A 14998-nucleotide genomic window follows, 5' to 3' on the forward strand; every position below is an offset into this window, starting at 1 on the left:
GGGTGCTAGCGGAGCAGCAGGAAGGCGGCGACGCCGATGATCACGATCGCCACGGCGACCGCGAGGATCGGCACCAGCGGCGACTTCTTGGGGGCCGCCGCGGCCTCCTGTTCCTGGCGCTGAGCGAAGGCGCGGAACTGCTGGGTGTTGCCCGCGGGATCGATATGCTGGTCAGACATGGCCAGCAGCCTAGCGCCATGACATGGTCCGTTTGCACCCCTTTGCCACTACCTATAGGCATGGGCTGATGAGGGGACCACTCCACTCGGCGGATAGCTTTGGGGCATGCTCCGGACCCTGCTCTCACCCCGCGTCGTGGGGCTGCATCTGCTGACGATCGGGGTCCTCGTCGCGTTCATCCTGCTCGGCCGGTGGCAGCTCGGCGTGTTCCAGGACTCCGGCAGGCCGCACGCGGCCGTCGATCCGGCCCCCGTGGGGGTCGCCACGCTGGCCCAGGTGGGCGGGCAGATGGAGGGCGAGGCCGTCGGCCGCAGGGTCGCCGCCGAGGGCACGTACGAGGCCGCCCGGCAGCTCCTGGTCGCCGACCGGCGGCCCGACGTCGACGCCCCCGGCGGCAACGTCTCACGCGGCCACGGCTACTGGGTGCTCACCCCGATCAGGCTCGACGACGGCACACTGATGCCGGTCGTGCGCGGCTGGACGGCCAAGGCGGACGATCCGGGCGTCGCCGCCGTGCCCCAGGGCCGGGTCACGGTGCAGGGCCGGCTGCGGGGCCAGCAGGGCACCGACAGCGTGCAGCGGCGGGCCGAGGGGCTGCCTCCGGGGCAGGTGCAGACCGTGTCCACCGGAGAGCTGATCAACCTGTGGACCGGCCAGAAGCTGCGGACCGGCTTCATGGTGGCGCAGCCGCCGTCCGGCTCGCTCACGCAGGTGAAGATCCGGCCGCCGGAGGTCGGTGGCACGCTGACCTGGCGTAACCTGGCTTATGCCGCAAACTGGTGGATCTTCGCTGGATTCGCCGTCTTCATGTGGTTCCACTTCGTCCGCGACGCCGTACGGGCGGATCGGGACCGCGACAAGTCCCCCGAGATGGTTCTGGAAGGTTAACGGTGGAATCGGCTCTCAAGCCCTTCCGGGTGCTCGCCTACGTGGTCGGCGTCATGCTGCTCATCCTGTGCGTCGCCATGGTGCTGCGCTACGGCTTCGGCGCCGCGGAGCTGTCGAAGATCGTCGCGCCCATCCACGGCGGCCTGTACATGATCTACCTCATCACCGTCATGAACCTGGGCATGAAGGCGCGCTGGAGCTGGCCGTACATGCTCGGGGTCATGCTCGGCGGCACGGTGCCGTTCCTGTCGTTCTACGTGGAGCGCAGGGTGCACAACCGGGTGCGCACCGAGCTGAGCGCGGCGAGGGCCTGACGGCCCCCGCCGCGGCTCGCGGGCCTCAGCCGCCGATCCCGCGCCTGCGGGCCCGCTTGAGCCGCTCGCGCTGCGACGGGTCGAGCATGAGGTAGCCGACCACCGGCGCCGCGACCGCGCCGAGCACCACCAGCAGGGTGATCCAGCCCGGCAAGAAGATCAGCGAGAGCAGAACCGCGGCGCCTGCGCCGATGACGTACTTCTGAATGGGCGACATCCCTGGCTTCCTCCGAACGCGGAGCCCGCGCCCCGCCTCTCCCACATTCTGCGTCGCCCGTCCAACGAGTGGACCCGTGCCTGAGGTTCCATGACGCGATGTATCTCAATTGTTGCGGGACCAGAGGGTGAGGTGGATCGAGCCGTATGTGCGGGTCTGTCCTGGGACGAGCGTTCTTTTGAGGGTGCGGTAGCGCTCGTCGTCGGCGTACTTCGTCCCGATCCTGGGGGAGATGACCCACACCCGGTCCACGCCCTTCAGGGCCGCGTCCAGTTCGGCGGCCGTGCGCGGGCCGGGCGCGCCGGGCGCGCGGGTCAGGTCCGTCAGGCGGTCGTACGGGGCGCCGTACACGGCCACGAACAGCCGGAAACGCTGCGGCACGAACAGCACCCGGTCGCCCGGACGCTCCTCCGCGGCCAGCGTGGCGGCCAGCGTACGCAGGTCGTCGGGACGGGCGGCGGGCTGCCTCATCGCCGCCTGCGCGGGGAACACCAGCACGGCGAACAGGACCAGGACGGCGACCGGCACGGCCCGCCACCGCACCCCCGCCAGGCCGATCCCGGCGAGCAAGGCGAGCAGCGGGACCGCGAAGAGCACGTAACGCGGATGGTAGACGGGCTGGACCTGGGAGATCGCGAACGAGAGCGCCACCGGCAAGATCGCCCACACCGCCACGGCCGGGACGCGTACGGCTCCCCACAGGGCGGCGGCGAACAGCACGACCGCCCCCGCCCCCGCGACCTCGCCGGGGAAGGCGGCCAGCTCGGTCCAGCCGGGGGTCCTGAGCCAGAACACCTGGGCGTCCCGCTGACCGGCGGCCAGGAGGAGCAGCGGCACGAGCGCCGCTCCCGCCGCGCCGACCGCGACCGATGACCGCACGGCGACCGGCGGCCGGTTCGCGGTGAGCCGGCGGCGGAGGGCGGGCAGCCAGGCGGTGAGCAGGTGGGCGGGGACGAGCAGCAGGGCGTACAGGTGCAGCCAGCCGAGCAGGGCCACGCTCGCGCCGTAGGCCGCGCAGACCGCCGCGCCTGGACGGTCGAGCAGCTTGACCAGGAGCCACGTGGCCAGCACGGCGACCGCGCTCACCAGGGCGTAGGAGCGGGCCTCCTGGGCGTACCGGGCGGCGATGGGGGTGAGGGCGTACAGGAGGCCCGCGTACAGGCCGGCGGGGGTGCCGGCCAGGCGGCGGCCCAGGGCCGCGACCCCGAGGGCGGCGGCCGTGAAGGCGAGCACCGAGGGCAGGCGGACGGCGATCTCCGGCGGCCAGGGAAGGGCGGCGAAGGGCCGCAGGAGCAGGTAGTAGAGGGCGTGGACGGCGTCGAGGTCGGCGAGGAAGCGGCGCAGCTCGCCGAACGGCATGCGCGCGACCAGCGCGCTGACCGACTCGTCCCGCCACAACGACGGCCCGCAGAGCCCCCAGAACCCGGTCGCCGCGGCGACGGCCGCGGGCACGACCGGCCACCACCGGCCGGCGTCCCGCGTGGCGACACCGGCGCCGGCGGGGCGCGGCAGGACGGGCGCGCGGGTCATCGGCGCGGGCCCATGACCGCCCGGAACTCGTGCCGCAGGGCTTCGGGGGCGGGACGGTCGGCCGGGTTGCCGGACAGAAGGCGCACCAGGACGGGAGCCAGCGCCCCGGCCCGCGCCAGCGACGCCCCCGGCGCGGGCGGCACCCCCTCCACGGCCATGAAGAGGGTGGCGCCCAGGGACCACAGGTCGGCGGCCGGGCTCGCCACCCCCTCCGGAGCCGTGTACGCCGGGACGGTCCCCGACCGCAGCGGGGCGACCAGCGTGGCTCTCCCCTGGTCGGAGATGAGCACGCCGCTCGGCTGCACCGCTCCGTGATGGCCACCCCTGGCCTGGAGCTGGTCGAGCAGGGCGAGCCCGATCTCGGCCACCTCGGCCGGCGGGAGCGGTCCAAGGGCGCGGACGACCTGGTCGAGCGGCTGGTCGAGGGCCAGCCTCTCCAGCGTCTCGCGGACCACTTCCACCGGCGGCGACCCGGCGGGGTGCAGCATGGCGCGGATCAGCGACCGCAGCGGGTCGGCGCCCTCGGCGGGCACCTGGCCGGGCGGGCGGCCCTCGACGGCGAAGTGCAGCGTGGCGGCCAGCGACCACAGGTCGGCCGAGGGCCGCATGCTGAGGCTCGGCACCCCGAACCCGGTGAGCACCGCCCTCCCGGTGCCGGTCAGCAGCACGTTCCCGGGGCTGACCTGCCCGTGGACGATCCCGGCCGCGTGCGCCACCGACAGCGCCGACAACACGCAGACGCCCATCCTGGCCACCTGGACGACGGGCAGCGGCTGCCGCGCGCGCACGGCCTGCTCCAGCGACACTCCCGAGACGAACTCCATGACCAGCCAGGGCGTCCGGTCCTCGACCAGCACGCCGAGCACCCGGGCGATCGAGGCGTGCCGCAGCCCGGCGGCCCTGCGCGCCTCGTGCAGCGCGGACTCGCGCAGCTCGGGCGGGACGCGCAGCTCTCTGACCGCGACGTCGCGGTGTTCCGTCTCGTCGAAGGCCAGCCGTACGGACCCCGCGCCCAGGGGGTTGAGCAGCCGGTAGCGCCCGGCCAGCTTCCTGGTCTCAGCCATGTCGAGTGCACGATAGCGCTCGCCCGGCCCGCCCGGCCATCACGCGGTCCGGCCGGTCAGCCACGCCTCGTGGGCGTCGTGCAGCCTGCTCCAGAGCCGCTCCTCGTCCTGCTCGGTCAGGTCGTCGAAGGTCAGCGAGAACACGTCGGCGAGCGCCGCGAAGTAGTCGCGCGCCGTCTCCAGGGTGATCGAGTGGCTGCCGGCGCCGACGCGGGTCAGGACGAGCCCGCGCAGCGTGTCCACGCCCGACGCGTCCCGCCTCTGCACGACGGCGGTGCGCACGAACCCCGACGATGGCGACGTCGACAAATGGTTGTGCATATCAACGAAGGCGGACATCTCCGTTGGGGTCCGCTCGAAATCCATCCCTACGAACGAACCGCTCGGGTCATGGTCGAACCGCCACCCGCCGGGCGCGACCTGCGACGGCCGCAGGACGTACGTGAACGGCCCCTGCCGGTACGCGCCCGCGACCAGCGGCAGCGGCTCGTGCACGCCGTCCCCGAGGCCGAGGTCGGCCAGCCACTCGCCGCCCGGGTTGTCCTGGCTCGGCAGGCCGCGCACGGTCAGCACGAGGTGGTTGCCGGTGACGCCGGGCTCGCTGCCGGGGTTCTGCACGCCGCCGACGTGCCTGGTCACGTCGTAGCCGAGGCTCCTGATCAGCTCGGAGAAGGCGCCGTTCAGGTGGTAGCAGTAGCCGCCGCGGCCCCTGATGATGCGCTCGGCGGACTCGACGGGATCGAGGGAGGTGGGGCGGCCGAGCCAGATCTCCAGCGCCTCGTAGGCGACCTTCTCGACGTGCGCGACGTGCAGCGCGCGCAGGCTTTCGGCGCTCGCGGGGGCGCCTATCAGGTGGGACAGGCCCAGACGGCTGAGGTAGCCAGCGGTGTTCACGCGGCAAGTCTGCACCAGATGTGCACAAATTATGGAGTGTCGTCTGCACGGCGCACTTCTAGGCTTTCGTACGTGGCAGAGCAGCGGTGCGTCCTCGTGGTCGAGGACGATGTGACGATCGCCCTGGCCGTACGGAACAGGCTGGCCGCCGAGGGTTTCGACGTCCGGGTGGCGGGCGACGGGCAGGACGCCCTGGTCCAGTACGGGAAGGCGGAGCCCGACCTGGTGATCCTCGACCGGCTGTTGCCCGGTCTGGACGGGCTGGAGGTGTGCCGCAGGATGCAGGCGTTGCGCCCGGTGCCCGTCCTCATGCTGACCGCGCTCGGCGAGGAGACCGACGTGCTGGTCGGGCTGGGGGTGGGGGCCGACGACTACCTGGCCAAGCCGTTCAGCATGCGCGAGCTGGTGGCCAGGATCCACGCGCTGCTGCGCCGGGTCGAGCGGGCCGCCCAGCTCGCCGTCGAGGACACCGTGATCAGGGTGGGCGAGGTGGAGATCGACACGGCCGCGCGCCGGGTGTTCGTGGGCGGGATCGAGGCCCAGCTCACCAGGACCGAGTTCGACCTTCTCCGGCGGCTGGCCGAGCGGCCCGGGCAGGTCTTCGAGCGCGACCGGCTGCTGTCGGACGTGTGGGGCTTCTCCGAGGCCGCCGCGACCAGGACCGTGGACAGCCACGTCCGCGCGCTGCGCCGCAAGCTCGGCTCCGACGTGGTGCGCACCGTCCACGGCGTGGGTTACGCCCTGGTCCGGCAATGAGGCCGCTCGACTTCCTCGGCCGCATCAAGGTCAAGCTGGGCATCGTCATCGTGCTGGCGGTGGGCACCGCGTTCGTGGTGAACGAGGTGGGGCTCAACGCCGGGTTCACCCGGGACGTCCGGATCGTGGTCGCGGTCATCCTCGCGTTGATCATGGTCCAGGTGCTGGCCATGGGCATGACCAAGCCGCTTCGTCAGATGGCCAGGGCCGCCCAGACGATCGCCAAGGGCAGCTACGGCCTGCGGGTCAGCGCCACCTCGCGGGACGAGGTGGGCGAGCTGGCCAGGGCGTTCAACGCGATGGCCGCCGACCTCGGCGAGGTGGACCGGCAGCGGCGCGAGCTCGTCGCGAACGTCAGCCACGAGCTGCGCACCCCCATCACCGGCCTGCGCGCGGTGCTGGAGAACGTCGTGGACGGCGTCTCCGCGCCCGACCCGGTCACCATGAGGACCGCGCTCGCCCAGACCGAACGGCTCGGCCGCCTGGTCGCCCAGCTGCTCGACCTGTCCAGGCTCGACTCCGGCACCCGGCTGATCGAGCCCGAGGCCGTCGCGCTGGCGCCGCTGGTCGAGCAGGCCGTGCGGGAGGCGTCGCTGGCCCGCGAGGACGTCACGATCGAGGCGTCGGTGCCCGGCGGGCTCGGGGTGCGAGCCGATCCCGACCTGCTGGCGCAGGTGCTGGCGAACCTGCTGGACAACGCCGTACGGCACAGCCCTCCCGGGGGCGTGGTGACGGTGGCGTGCGGCGCGGAGCGGGACGGGGCCCGGGTGGTGGTGGCCGACCAGGGGCCGGGCATCCCGGAGACGGCCAGGGGGCGGGTGTTCGAACGGTTCTCCCGGCTGGACGCCGGACGTGCGGCCGACTCCGGGGGCGCGGGGCTGGGCCTGGCGATCGTCAAGGAGGTCGTGGAGCTGCACGGGGGGTCGATCCGCATCGAGGACTGCGCGGGGTGCCGCATGGTCGTCGATCTACCAGGAAGGACGACGATGACGGACACACCGTTCCACATGGGGGCGGACCGGGGGCGCGACGACCGCCTGGGGGACGCGCTTCCCCCGGCCGACGCACCCCTGGCAACCGGCGACGGCCACCCCCCACCCGCCGTCCCAACCCCGGCGCCCCCGCCCACCACGACGGCCCCCGGCACCCCGGCGGCCCCGGACACGACGGCGGATCCAGACACGACAGCAGGCAACGGCATCACGGCAGGCCCCGGAACGACGGCGGGCCCCGGCATGACGGCGGGCCCCGGAACGACGGCGGGCCACGGCATGACGGCGGGCCCCGGAACGACGGCCGGTCAGGCCGCGATGGCGGGTCTGGGCGTGGCCACGTCGGGAACACCGGTCCGGCCGGCCACGGCCGAGGATGCGCCGCAGCCCGCCCCGGCAACGACGGGCTCCGGCCCGCTCGCGGCGTCCGGCACACCGCGAGGGAGCGGCTCGCCCACAGGGTCCGGCTCTCCCACAGGGTCCGGCTCTCCCACAGGGCCCGGCTCGCCCACAGGGTCTGGAGCAGCCACAGGGGCCGACATTCCCGCGGGGGATGGCGCTCCCGCAGGGGCCGGCGCCCTCACAGGTGGCATCTCCTCAGGAGTGGGCATCCCCACAGGCGGCATCCCCACCGGGTCCCCCATCCCCGCAGCGTCCGGCGAGCCCGTAGGGGCCGGCGTGCCCGTAGGGGCCGCCGCAGGGCCCGGGGTGCCCGTAAGGGCTGGCACCCCTGCAGCGGCTGGGGCGCCCACAAGCAGCGGCATCCCCGTAGGGGCCGGCGTCACCGCAGGGGCCGGGGTGCCCGCGGGGTCGGGGGCGTCGACGCGGCCCGGGGTGCCGGTGGGGGCCGGAGGGTCGGCGGCGGCCGGTCCGGTGCACTCCGCGCCGGCGGGTGCGGCTCCGGCGGCGGTGGGGAGTGGAGGGCTTGCCAGGATGGTCGGCGGCGGGATCCTCGGGGTGATCGTCGGCTTCCTGGGCGGCCTGTTCGCGGCCGTGCTGGTCTCGATGACCCTCGGCGACGGCCTCGCGCTCGTCACCCTCGTCATGGTGACCGCCCTGGGCGGCGCGCTCGGCATCGCGCTGGGCGCGGGCTCGGCGCGCAGGACGGCGGCCTACCAAGGTGCCTACCAGGGGGCGGGCCGGGGCCCGGCCGGTGGCGGGGGTCCGGCTGGGCCCCAGGCAGGGGGCGGGGCCGGGGGTGGCCAGGTGTACGTGCCGCCGCCGCTCTTCCCCAGGCCCGAGCTGCCCGCCGCGCCGCGCTGGCTGCTGCCCGCCGCCGCCGGCGCGGGCGTGTTCGCCGCCGTGGCGCTGCCCGACGCGCAGGTCGGGCTGGGGATCGTGCTCGTCGCCATGGTGCTCGGCGCGGCGGCGCTGCCGGCCGCGCTGCGCAGGATGACCCCCTGGACGCTGGCGTTCGGGATGACGGCGTACTGGCTGATCTCCATGGCGGCCGTGCGCGACGCGGACTGGCTGGTCGCGATCCTGCTCATGGCGGGGGCCGGGCTGGGCGCGCTGGCGGTGTCCGGGGCGGGGGCGGGATGGCTGGGCGTGATCAGGGGCGGCATGTCCGTGGTGCTCGCGCTCGGTCCGGTGCCGTGGTTCCTCGCCGGGCCGTTGCGGAAGCTGACCGCCAGGCGGCGGATCCTGCCGGTGCTCGCGGGGCTCGGCATCACGGTCGTGCTGGTGCTGGTGTTCGGGCTGCTGTTCGCCTCGGCCGACGCGGTGTTCGCCTCGTACGTCGAGCGCCTGACCAGCACCCCGGCCTGGGCCGACTCGGTGCCTTCGCGGATCTTCGTCTTCGGGTTCGTCGCCGTGCTGCTGGCCGCCACGGTGCTGGTCGCGCTGCGGCCGGTGATCGACCCGGTCGGCCCGGAGCACAAGTTCGGCGTGAGCAGGAGCGTGTGGCTGGTGCCGCTGGTCGGGGTGAACCTGCTGTTCTCGGCGTTCGTGGCGGTCCAGATCAGGGTGCTGTTCGGCGGCGACGGCTGGGTGCTGAGGACGGCGGGCCTGACCTACGCCGAGTACGCCAGGCAGGGGTTCTTCCAGCTCGTGGTGGTCAGCGTGTTCGTGCTGGGCATCGTCGCGGTGGCCGGGGGGCTGCTGCGGACCGAGCGCGGCGAGCGCTGGCTGCTGGCCGTCATGCTGGGCGTGTTGTGCGGGCTGACCATGGTGGTGCTGGCCTCGGCCCTGCACCGGATGAGCCTCTACACCGACGCCTACGGCCTGTCGCGGCTGCGGATCTCGGTGCAGGCCACGGTGTGGTGGCTGGGCGCGCTGTTCGCGCTGGTGCTGCTGGCCGGGGCGGTACGCCTGGCGGGCCGCGGCTCCGGCTGGCTGCCGCGCACGGTCGTCCTGGTCACCGGGCTCGGCCTGGGGGCGTTCGCGATGGTGAACCCCGATCTCCAGGTCGCGCAGACCCAGGTCGAGGTGCGCGGCGTGACCAACATGGACTCCGACTACCTGGGCGACCTCGGCGCGGAGGCCGTGCCCGCGATCGACCGGCTGCCCGAGCCGCAGCGCAGTTGCGTGCTGGCCGACGTCGTCCGCGCCAACGGGCTCGACCGCCCCGACCCGTGGAACGGCTGGAACCTCGCCCGCGCCCGTGCCAGGGACCTGCTGGCCGAGCGGCCCGTCGCCCGCCCGATCACGTGCCCATCGGCGTCCTCACGCGGCTCTGATTGAATCTTGGTGTGAGGTTCGACGTAGTCATCAGCGGCGGCCGGGTGCTCGACGGCACGGGCGCGCCGCCGTACCGGGCGGATGTGGGGATCGCGGGCGACGAGGTCGCGGCGGTCGGCAGGCTGGGCGGCGCGCAGGCGGCGACGGTGATCGACGCGACCGGCCGGTTCGTCGCGCCGGGCTTCGTCGACTGCCACGCCCACGGCGACGCCGCCGTGTTCGACCCCGCCGTGCAGCTCGCGGCGTTGCGGCAGGGGGTGACCACGTTCGTCCTGGGGCAGGATGGTCTGTCCTTCGCGCCTGGGTCGGCCGAGACCGTCGCCTACGCCTCCCGCTACTTCGCCGCCGTCAACGGCGCCCTGCACGAGGGCCCGCTGAGCGTGGCCGAGCTGCTCGACGGCTACGACCGCGCGGTGGCGGTGAACACGGCCTACCTGCTGCCGCACGGCACGATCCGCTACGACGTCCTCGGGCCCTCGCCGGAGGCGGCCTCGCGGGCGGAGCTGGGCGCGATGGTCCAGCGGGTCGAGCGCGGCCTGTCCGAGGGCGCGGTCGGGCTGTCCAGCGGGCTGGAGTACCTGCCGGGCCGCTACGCCGACGCCGCCGAGCTGGCCGCTCTGTGCGCGCCGCTCGGCGGCCTGCCGTACGTCACCCACATGCGGGCCTACGGCGCGAACGCCGGGGTCGGCATGGCGGAGGTCGTGGACATCGCCGGTCGGTCGGGCGCGGCCGTGCACGTCTCCCACCTGCACGGGCCGGCCGACGTGCTGCTGCCGCTGGTCGGCAAGGCGCATGACGAGGGCGTCGACCTCACCTTCGACACCTATCCCTACCTGCGCGGCAGCACGATCCTGGCCATGGTGGTGCTGCCGCCGTCCGTGCCGGGCGCCGACACCGACGCGGCGCTGGAGATGATCGCCTCGCCCGAGCTGGACGACTGGTGGGCGGGGCTCGGCGAGGTCTACCCCCGGCTGACCGTCTCCCACGCGCCCGGCTTGGAGTGGGCCGAAGGGCTCGCCCTGCCGGACGCCGCGGAGCAGGCCGGCATGACGCCCGCCGCGTTCTGCCGCCACCTGCTGGTGGAGACGCGGCTGGAGGCCGGGTGCGTCTCGGCCCGTCCCGACGAGGGCCCGGCGGGGGAGGAGTCCGTACGCCGGATCCTGCGTCATCCCTCCCACACCGGCGGCTCCGACGGCATCTACGTGGGCGGTCATCCGCATCCGCGCGGGTTCGGGGCCTTCGCCAGGTTCCTCGGCCGGCACGTCCGCGAGCTGGGCGACTGGACGTGGGAGCAGGCGGCCGTGCACCTGGCCTCCCACCCGGCCCGGCGGTTCGGGCTCGACCGGCGCGGGCTGGTACGCGGCGGGTACGTCGCCGACCTGGTGGTGTTCGACCCGCTCACGGTGTCGGACCGGTCGACGTACGCCGATCCGCGCACCCCCGCGCACGGCGTGGACGACGTGCTCGTGTCCGGCGTACGGGTGCTGACCGGCGGCGAGCTGACCGGGGCCCGTCCCGGACGGGCGCTTCGATCACGCTGATCCCGCCTGGGATAAGGTCAGACGCGGATAAAAGGGGGATGTCGTGCAGGTGATCCTTGGGCAGTCCGTCCTCGACGGCGAGCTCGGCTTTCCACTGATGATCGTGCACCGCGACGCGCTGGAGCACAACGTGGCCACGATGGCGGCCTTCGCCCGCGACCACGGCATGGAGCTGGCTCCGCACGTCAAGACGCACATGTCGCCAGAGATCTCCGCGATGCAGCTCGAAGCGGGCGCCTGGGGGCTGACGGTCGCCACGACCCGGCAGGCCAGGATCGCCCGCGGCTACGGCGGCGACCGGATCATGGTGGCCAACCAGGTCGTCGACACCGCCGGGCTGACCTGGGCCGCCGGAGAGCTCGACCGCGACCCCGCCTTCGACTTCCTCAGCTTCGTCGACTCCGAGGCCGGAGTGGACATCCTCGCCCGGCACGCCTCGACCCGGCCGTTCCGGGTGCTGGTGGAGCTCGGGCACGAAGGCGGACGAGCCGGCTGCCGCACCCTCGACGAGCTGCTGAAGGTGGCCGCGTACGCGCAGGAGACGCCCGGCGTCGAGCTGGCCGGCGTCGCCGGGTACGAAGGGGCGCTGAAGAGCGCCGACGAGGTCCGGCGCTACCTGGGCGGGCTGCAGGAGGCCGTCGAGCACGTCCGCGTGCGCAACCCGATCCTGACGATCGGCGGCAGCCAGTGGTTCGACGTGATCGGGCGCGAGCTGGTCACCACGCACGCCAGGATCCTGCTGCGCAGCGGCGCGTACGTCACCCACGACGACGGCTACTACCGGGAGCGCACGCCGTTCAACCGGATCGAGGGCGAGCTGCGGCCGGCTCTCGAGGTGTGGGCGCACGTGTTGTCCACGCCCGAGCCGGGCCTCGCGATCGTGGGCATGGGCAAGCGCGACGCGCCCTACGACGAGGGCCTGCCGGTGCCGCGCCGGAGCGGCGTCACGATCACGAAGATGCAGGACCAGCACACCGTCGTCCGGGCCGACGGGCTCAAACCGGGCGACCTGCTGGCCTTCGGGATCTCACACCCGTGCACCGCGTTCGACAAGTGGCGCGTGCTGCCGTTGGTGGACCGGGATTACCGTGTCGTCGGCACGATTCACACCGATTTCTAGGGAGATTCCGTGAAGAAAGAGCTCAAGACCACCGAGGGCGCCGCGCCGGTCGGGGCGTACTCCCAGGGGCTCGTGGTGGGCGACTTCGTGTTCACCTCCGGCATGGGCCCGCTCGACCCGCACACCGGCGAGATCGTCGGCGACGACGTGGCCGCCCAGACCCACCAGGTCATGAAGAACCTCGGGGCCATCCTCGCCGCCCACGGCCTGGGCTTCGACGACGTCGTGAAGTCGACGGTCCACCTCCAGAACGTGAAGGAGGACTTCGCCGCGTACAACGAGGTGTACAAGTCGTACTTCACCCAGCCGTACCCGGTGCGGACGACGGTGGGCTCGCAGCTCATGAACATCCTGGTGGAGATCGACTTCGTCGCGCACAAGAGCGCGTAAGGTCTGCACGTGGACAGTTCGGTATACGTCTTCGCCGAGGACCTGCACGGTGAGGGCGTCGAGCGGGTGCTCGACAGGATCAGCGCGTACGGCGTGGGCGGGGTCACGGTCGGCGCCGTCCACCACGCCGCGCGCGACGTCACCCCGCACGGACTGTCCCGGCTGACCGTCAGGCACGACGGCGTGCACTTCACCCCGCCGGCCGAGCTGTTCGACGGGCTCCGGCTCGCTCCCGTGCCCGGCCACGTCCACGCCCTCGACGGGCTGCGCGAGGCGTGCGCCGGGCGCGGCCTGAAGCTCCACGGCTGGACGGTCTTCCTGCGCAACGCCACGCTCGGCAACGAGCACCCCGACGTGACCGTGCGCGACTGCTTCGGCGACCGCGGCTCGCTCATCGACCTGTGCCCGGCCCATCCCGACGTGCGCGAATACTCCGTCGCGCTGGCCAGGGCGGTGGCCCGGCTGGGCGTCGAGAGCGTGGTCGCCGAGGCGCTGCACTTCACGCCGGTCGAGCCGCAGCGCTCCTTCGTGCAGCTCGGCCCCATGGACTCGTTCCTGTTCGGGCTCTGCTTCTGCGACTACTGCATGCGCCGGGCCACCGACCTGGGCGTGAACGCCGAGGTGGCGCGCGAGGAGTGCGCGCGGATCGTGGGCGGCGTCTTCGACGGCGACCCGGCCGCGCAGGGCGAGGTGACCAGGGCGGCGCTCACCGCCTACGCCGGGCCCGAGGTGGTGGCGTACGCGCGGGCGCGCTCCGAGACCGTCACCACGCTGGTCTCCGAGGTGTCCTCGGCGGTCGCCGAGGAGGGCTCCAAGCTGGTCTTCATCGACTCGACGGGGGCGGTGAAGGGCTACCGGGACGGCCTGCCGACGCCGGGCCTGGCCGCCCACGACGCCTGGCAGCTCGGCGTGGACCTGGTGGCGCTGGGCGACCTGGTGCCCGCCTTCGGCGTGCTGGCGTACGCGCGGGACGCGGCGCGGGTGGCCGACGACGTGGGCGCGTACCTGCGGTCGGTGGGCAAGGACCGCGAGGTGCGCGCGGTGCTGCGGCCCGGCTACCCCGACAGCGACTCGACCGACCGCCTGGTGGCCAAGGCCAGGGGCGCGAAGGCGGCGGGCGCGCTGGCGGTCGACTTCTACGCCTACGGTCTGGTGCCGCACCCGGTGCTCGACCGCATCCCGGCCGCCCTGGCCGCCGCCGGCTGATCCACCAGGCCCCACATCACGCGCAGCCGCTCAGAAGGCGTCGAGCAGGGCCGAGACGGCCTTCTCGGCGTAGCCGCCGGGCAGGGGCAGGCCGCGGAAGACCGTGCGCATCCACACGGCCCCGGCCAGCAGATCCATGATCAGCAACGGGTCGGCCGACGCGCTCAGCTCACCCCGCCGCACCGCGCGCTCGAACACCACGCCTTCCCGCGCGAACCGGTCGGCGAAGAACCGGCGGGCGTCGAGCTCGGGATGGCGCACGGCGGCGGCCAGTGCCGCGACCGCGATGTCGCTGCCGGGCGGCTCGGTGAGCAGCCGCCCGACCTGCTCGACCAGCGCCACCAGGTCACCCCGGAACGACCCGGTGTCCGGCGGCTCGATCGCCAGCACGTCCGACTCGACCAGCGCGGCGCCCAGCAGCGCGGCCTTGGACGGCCACCACCGGTAGATCGTCGTCTTGTTGACCCCCGAGCGCTCGGCGACCCCCTCGACGGTCAGCCCGTCGTAGCCCTTCTCCGCGACCATCCACAGCGTCGCGTCGAAGATCTCCTGCTGCTTCCTCGGCGCCATAGGTCATTTTCTCCCGGCGAACGCCATGGCCACGCCGAGCCCCAGGTAGACGACGCCGCTGACGTACCGCAGAGCCTTGGCGCCCCTGGTCAGGCGGGCGCCGAGGGTGCCGGCGGTGAGGGCGTACACGACGTCGGAGACGAACCCCAGGAGCAGCAGCGTCAGGCCGAACACGACGATCTGCAGCGCCGGCGAGCCGGCGCCGGGGTCAACGAACTGCGGGAGGAAGGCCACGAAGAACAGCGCCACCTTGGGGTTGAGCACGTTGACCAGGACCCCTTCGAGGAACACCTTGGACAGCGGCTGCACGGGCGGCGTCCCGGCCTGCGCGTCCTTGGCGGTGAAGGCGCGCACGCCCAGGTAGACGAGGTAGGCCACGCCGACCCACTTGACGACCGCGAACAGCGTGGCCGACCGCGAGATCACGTACGAGAGCCCGGCCGCGGCGGCGGCGATGTGCACCAGCGTCCCGGTCTCCACGCCGAGCGCGCTGGCCAGCCCGGCGGCCCTGCCCTGGGCCAGGCCCCTCGCGGCGATGTAGAGGTGGTTGGGGCCGGGGACGACCACCAGGGTGAGCGAGGCCGCCGTGAAGAGCACGAAAGTCGTCAAGGAGATCACGAAAGAGCAGCGTAGAGTGGGGCCGGTATGACGATGAGG

15 protein-coding genes are annotated in these 14998 nt (G+C 73.4%); 8 read left to right on the plus strand and 7 right to left on the minus strand.

The window, feature by feature from the left end:
• Nucleotides 1–5: 5 nt before the first annotated feature.
• Nucleotides 6–179, minus strand: coding sequence for a hypothetical protein (locus ABZ459_RS14825; RefSeq protein WP_357970489.1), 174 nt, complete (start codon nucleotides 177–179; stop codon nucleotides 6–8).
• Between the two features lie 106 nt (nucleotides 180–285).
• Between ABZ459_RS14825 and ABZ459_RS14830 the strand changes: the two genes are divergently transcribed.
• Together ABZ459_RS14830 and ABZ459_RS14835 are read left to right on the plus strand one after the other, a co-directional pair.
• Nucleotides 286–1068, plus strand: coding sequence for an SURF1 family protein (locus ABZ459_RS14830; RefSeq protein WP_357970490.1), 783 nt, complete (start codon nucleotides 286–288; stop codon nucleotides 1066–1068).
• Nucleotides 1069–1070: 2 nt separating this feature from the next.
• The gene (locus tag ABZ459_RS14835; RefSeq protein WP_357970492.1) at nucleotides 1071–1382 is read left to right on the plus strand and encodes a DUF3817 domain-containing protein; all 312 of its coding nucleotides are present in this window, start codon (nucleotides 1071–1073) and stop codon (nucleotides 1380–1382) included.
• Nucleotides 1383–1407: 25 nt separating this feature from the next.
• Here ABZ459_RS14835 and ABZ459_RS14840 read toward each other — a convergent pair whose 3' ends face one another.
• From ABZ459_RS14840 to ABZ459_RS14855, 4 genes are all read right to left on the minus strand, one after another.
• Entirely contained in the window at nucleotides 1408–1599 is a 192-nt protein-coding gene (locus tag ABZ459_RS14840) for a hypothetical protein (protein WP_357970494.1), read from the minus strand.
• 105 nt (nucleotides 1600–1704) lie between these two features.
• Entirely contained in the window at nucleotides 1705–3129 is a 1425-nt protein-coding gene (locus ABZ459_RS14845; protein WP_357970496.1) for a glycosyltransferase family 39 protein, read from the minus strand.
• Nucleotides 3126–4193 carry a protein kinase gene (locus tag ABZ459_RS14850; protein WP_357970498.1) on the minus strand — a complete coding sequence of 356 codons (1068 nt, stop codon included), beginning with the start codon at nucleotides 4191–4193 and terminating at the stop codon, nucleotides 3126–3128. Before ABZ459_RS14850 ends, ABZ459_RS14845 begins: the two co-directional genes overlap by 4 nt.
• 39 nt (nucleotides 4194–4232) lie before the next feature.
• Nucleotides 4233–5087, minus strand: a complete 855-nt coding sequence (locus ABZ459_RS14855) for an arylamine N-acetyltransferase (RefSeq protein ID WP_357970501.1) — start codon at nucleotides 5085–5087, stop codon at nucleotides 4233–4235.
• Nucleotides 5088–5183: 96 nt separating this feature from the next.
• Between ABZ459_RS14855 and ABZ459_RS14860 the strand changes: the two genes are divergently transcribed.
• Genes ABZ459_RS14860 through ABZ459_RS14885 form a run of 6 tightly spaced genes read left to right on the plus strand, consistent with a single transcriptional unit; the run spans nucleotide 5184 to nucleotide 13771 of the window.
• Nucleotides 5184–5843 carry a response regulator transcription factor gene (locus ABZ459_RS14860; protein WP_357970677.1) on the plus strand — a complete coding sequence of 220 codons (660 nt, stop codon included), beginning with the start codon at nucleotides 5184–5186 and terminating at the stop codon, nucleotides 5841–5843.
• On the plus strand, nucleotides 5840–9517 hold the full coding sequence (locus ABZ459_RS14865) for a DUF4153 domain-containing protein (protein ID WP_357970504.1): 3678 nt from the start codon (nucleotides 5840–5842) through the stop codon (nucleotides 9515–9517). The genes ABZ459_RS14860 and ABZ459_RS14865 overlap by 4 nt, the downstream gene beginning before the upstream one ends.
• 8 nt (nucleotides 9518–9525) lie before the next feature.
• The gene (locus tag ABZ459_RS14870; protein WP_357970507.1) at nucleotides 9526–11055 is read left to right on the plus strand and encodes an amidohydrolase family protein; all 1530 of its coding nucleotides are present in this window, start codon (nucleotides 9526–9528) and stop codon (nucleotides 11053–11055) included.
• A gap of 43 nt (nucleotides 11056–11098) precedes the next feature.
• On the plus strand, nucleotides 11099–12175 hold the full coding sequence (locus ABZ459_RS14875; protein ID WP_357970509.1) for an alanine racemase: 1077 nt from the start codon (nucleotides 11099–11101) through the stop codon (nucleotides 12173–12175).
• A 9-nt stretch (nucleotides 12176–12184) separates the two neighbouring features.
• A complete protein-coding gene (locus tag ABZ459_RS14880; protein WP_352349473.1) occupies nucleotides 12185–12565 on the plus strand; it encodes a Rid family detoxifying hydrolase in 381 nt (126 codons plus the stop codon).
• A gap of 9 nt (nucleotides 12566–12574) precedes the next feature.
• Entirely contained in the window at nucleotides 12575–13771 is a 1197-nt protein-coding gene (locus ABZ459_RS14885) for a hypothetical protein (RefSeq protein WP_357970512.1), read from the plus strand.
• Nucleotides 13772–13801: 30 nt separating this feature from the next.
• On the opposite strand, the gene ABZ459_RS14890 is transcribed toward ABZ459_RS14885, so the two are convergent.
• Both ABZ459_RS14890 and ABZ459_RS14895 read right to left on the minus strand, forming a co-directional pair.
• Nucleotides 13802–14341, minus strand: coding sequence for a TetR/AcrR family transcriptional regulator (locus tag ABZ459_RS14890; protein WP_357970515.1), 540 nt, complete (start codon nucleotides 14339–14341; stop codon nucleotides 13802–13804).
• Nucleotides 14342–14344: 3 nt separating this feature from the next.
• Nucleotides 14345–14959: a LysE family translocator gene (locus ABZ459_RS14895; protein ID WP_357970517.1), complete on the minus strand. Its 615-nt coding sequence runs from the start codon at nucleotides 14957–14959 to the stop codon at nucleotides 14345–14347.
• Between the last annotated feature and the right edge of the window lie 39 nt (nucleotides 14960–14998).

This window comes from Nonomuraea sp. NPDC005692, assembly GCF_040631115.1.
Classification (GTDB): Bacteria; Actinomycetota; Actinomycetes; order Streptosporangiales; family Streptosporangiaceae; genus Nonomuraea.

What these genes read in the sequence shown, in the direction of transcription:
- ABZ459_RS14890 (WP_357970515.1), bottom strand. Translation starts at nt 14,341, where the DNA reads ATGGCGCCGAGGAAGCAGCAGGAGATCTTCGACGCGACGCTGTGGATG.
- ABZ459_RS14840 (WP_357970494.1), bottom strand. Translation starts at nt 1,599, where the DNA reads ATGTCGCCCATTCAGAAGTACGTCATCGGCGCAGGCGCCGCGGTTCTG.
- ABZ459_RS14830 (WP_357970490.1), top strand. Translation starts at nt 286, where the DNA reads ATGCTCCGGACCCTGCTCTCACCCCGCGTCGTGGGGCTGCATCTGCTG.
- ABZ459_RS14865 (WP_357970504.1), top strand. Translation starts at nt 5,840, where the DNA reads ATGAGGCCGCTCGACTTCCTCGGCCGCATCAAGGTCAAGCTGGGCATC.
- ABZ459_RS14845 (WP_357970496.1), bottom strand. Translation starts at nt 3,129, where the DNA reads ATGACCCGCGCGCCCGTCCTGCCGCGCCCCGCCGGCGCCGGTGTCGCC.
- ABZ459_RS14850 (WP_357970498.1), bottom strand. Translation starts at nt 4,193, where the DNA reads ATGGCTGAGACCAGGAAGCTGGCCGGGCGCTACCGGCTGCTCAACCCC.
- ABZ459_RS14825 (WP_357970489.1), bottom strand. Translation starts at nt 179, where the DNA reads ATGTCTGACCAGCATATCGATCCCGCGGGCAACACCCAGCAGTTCCGC.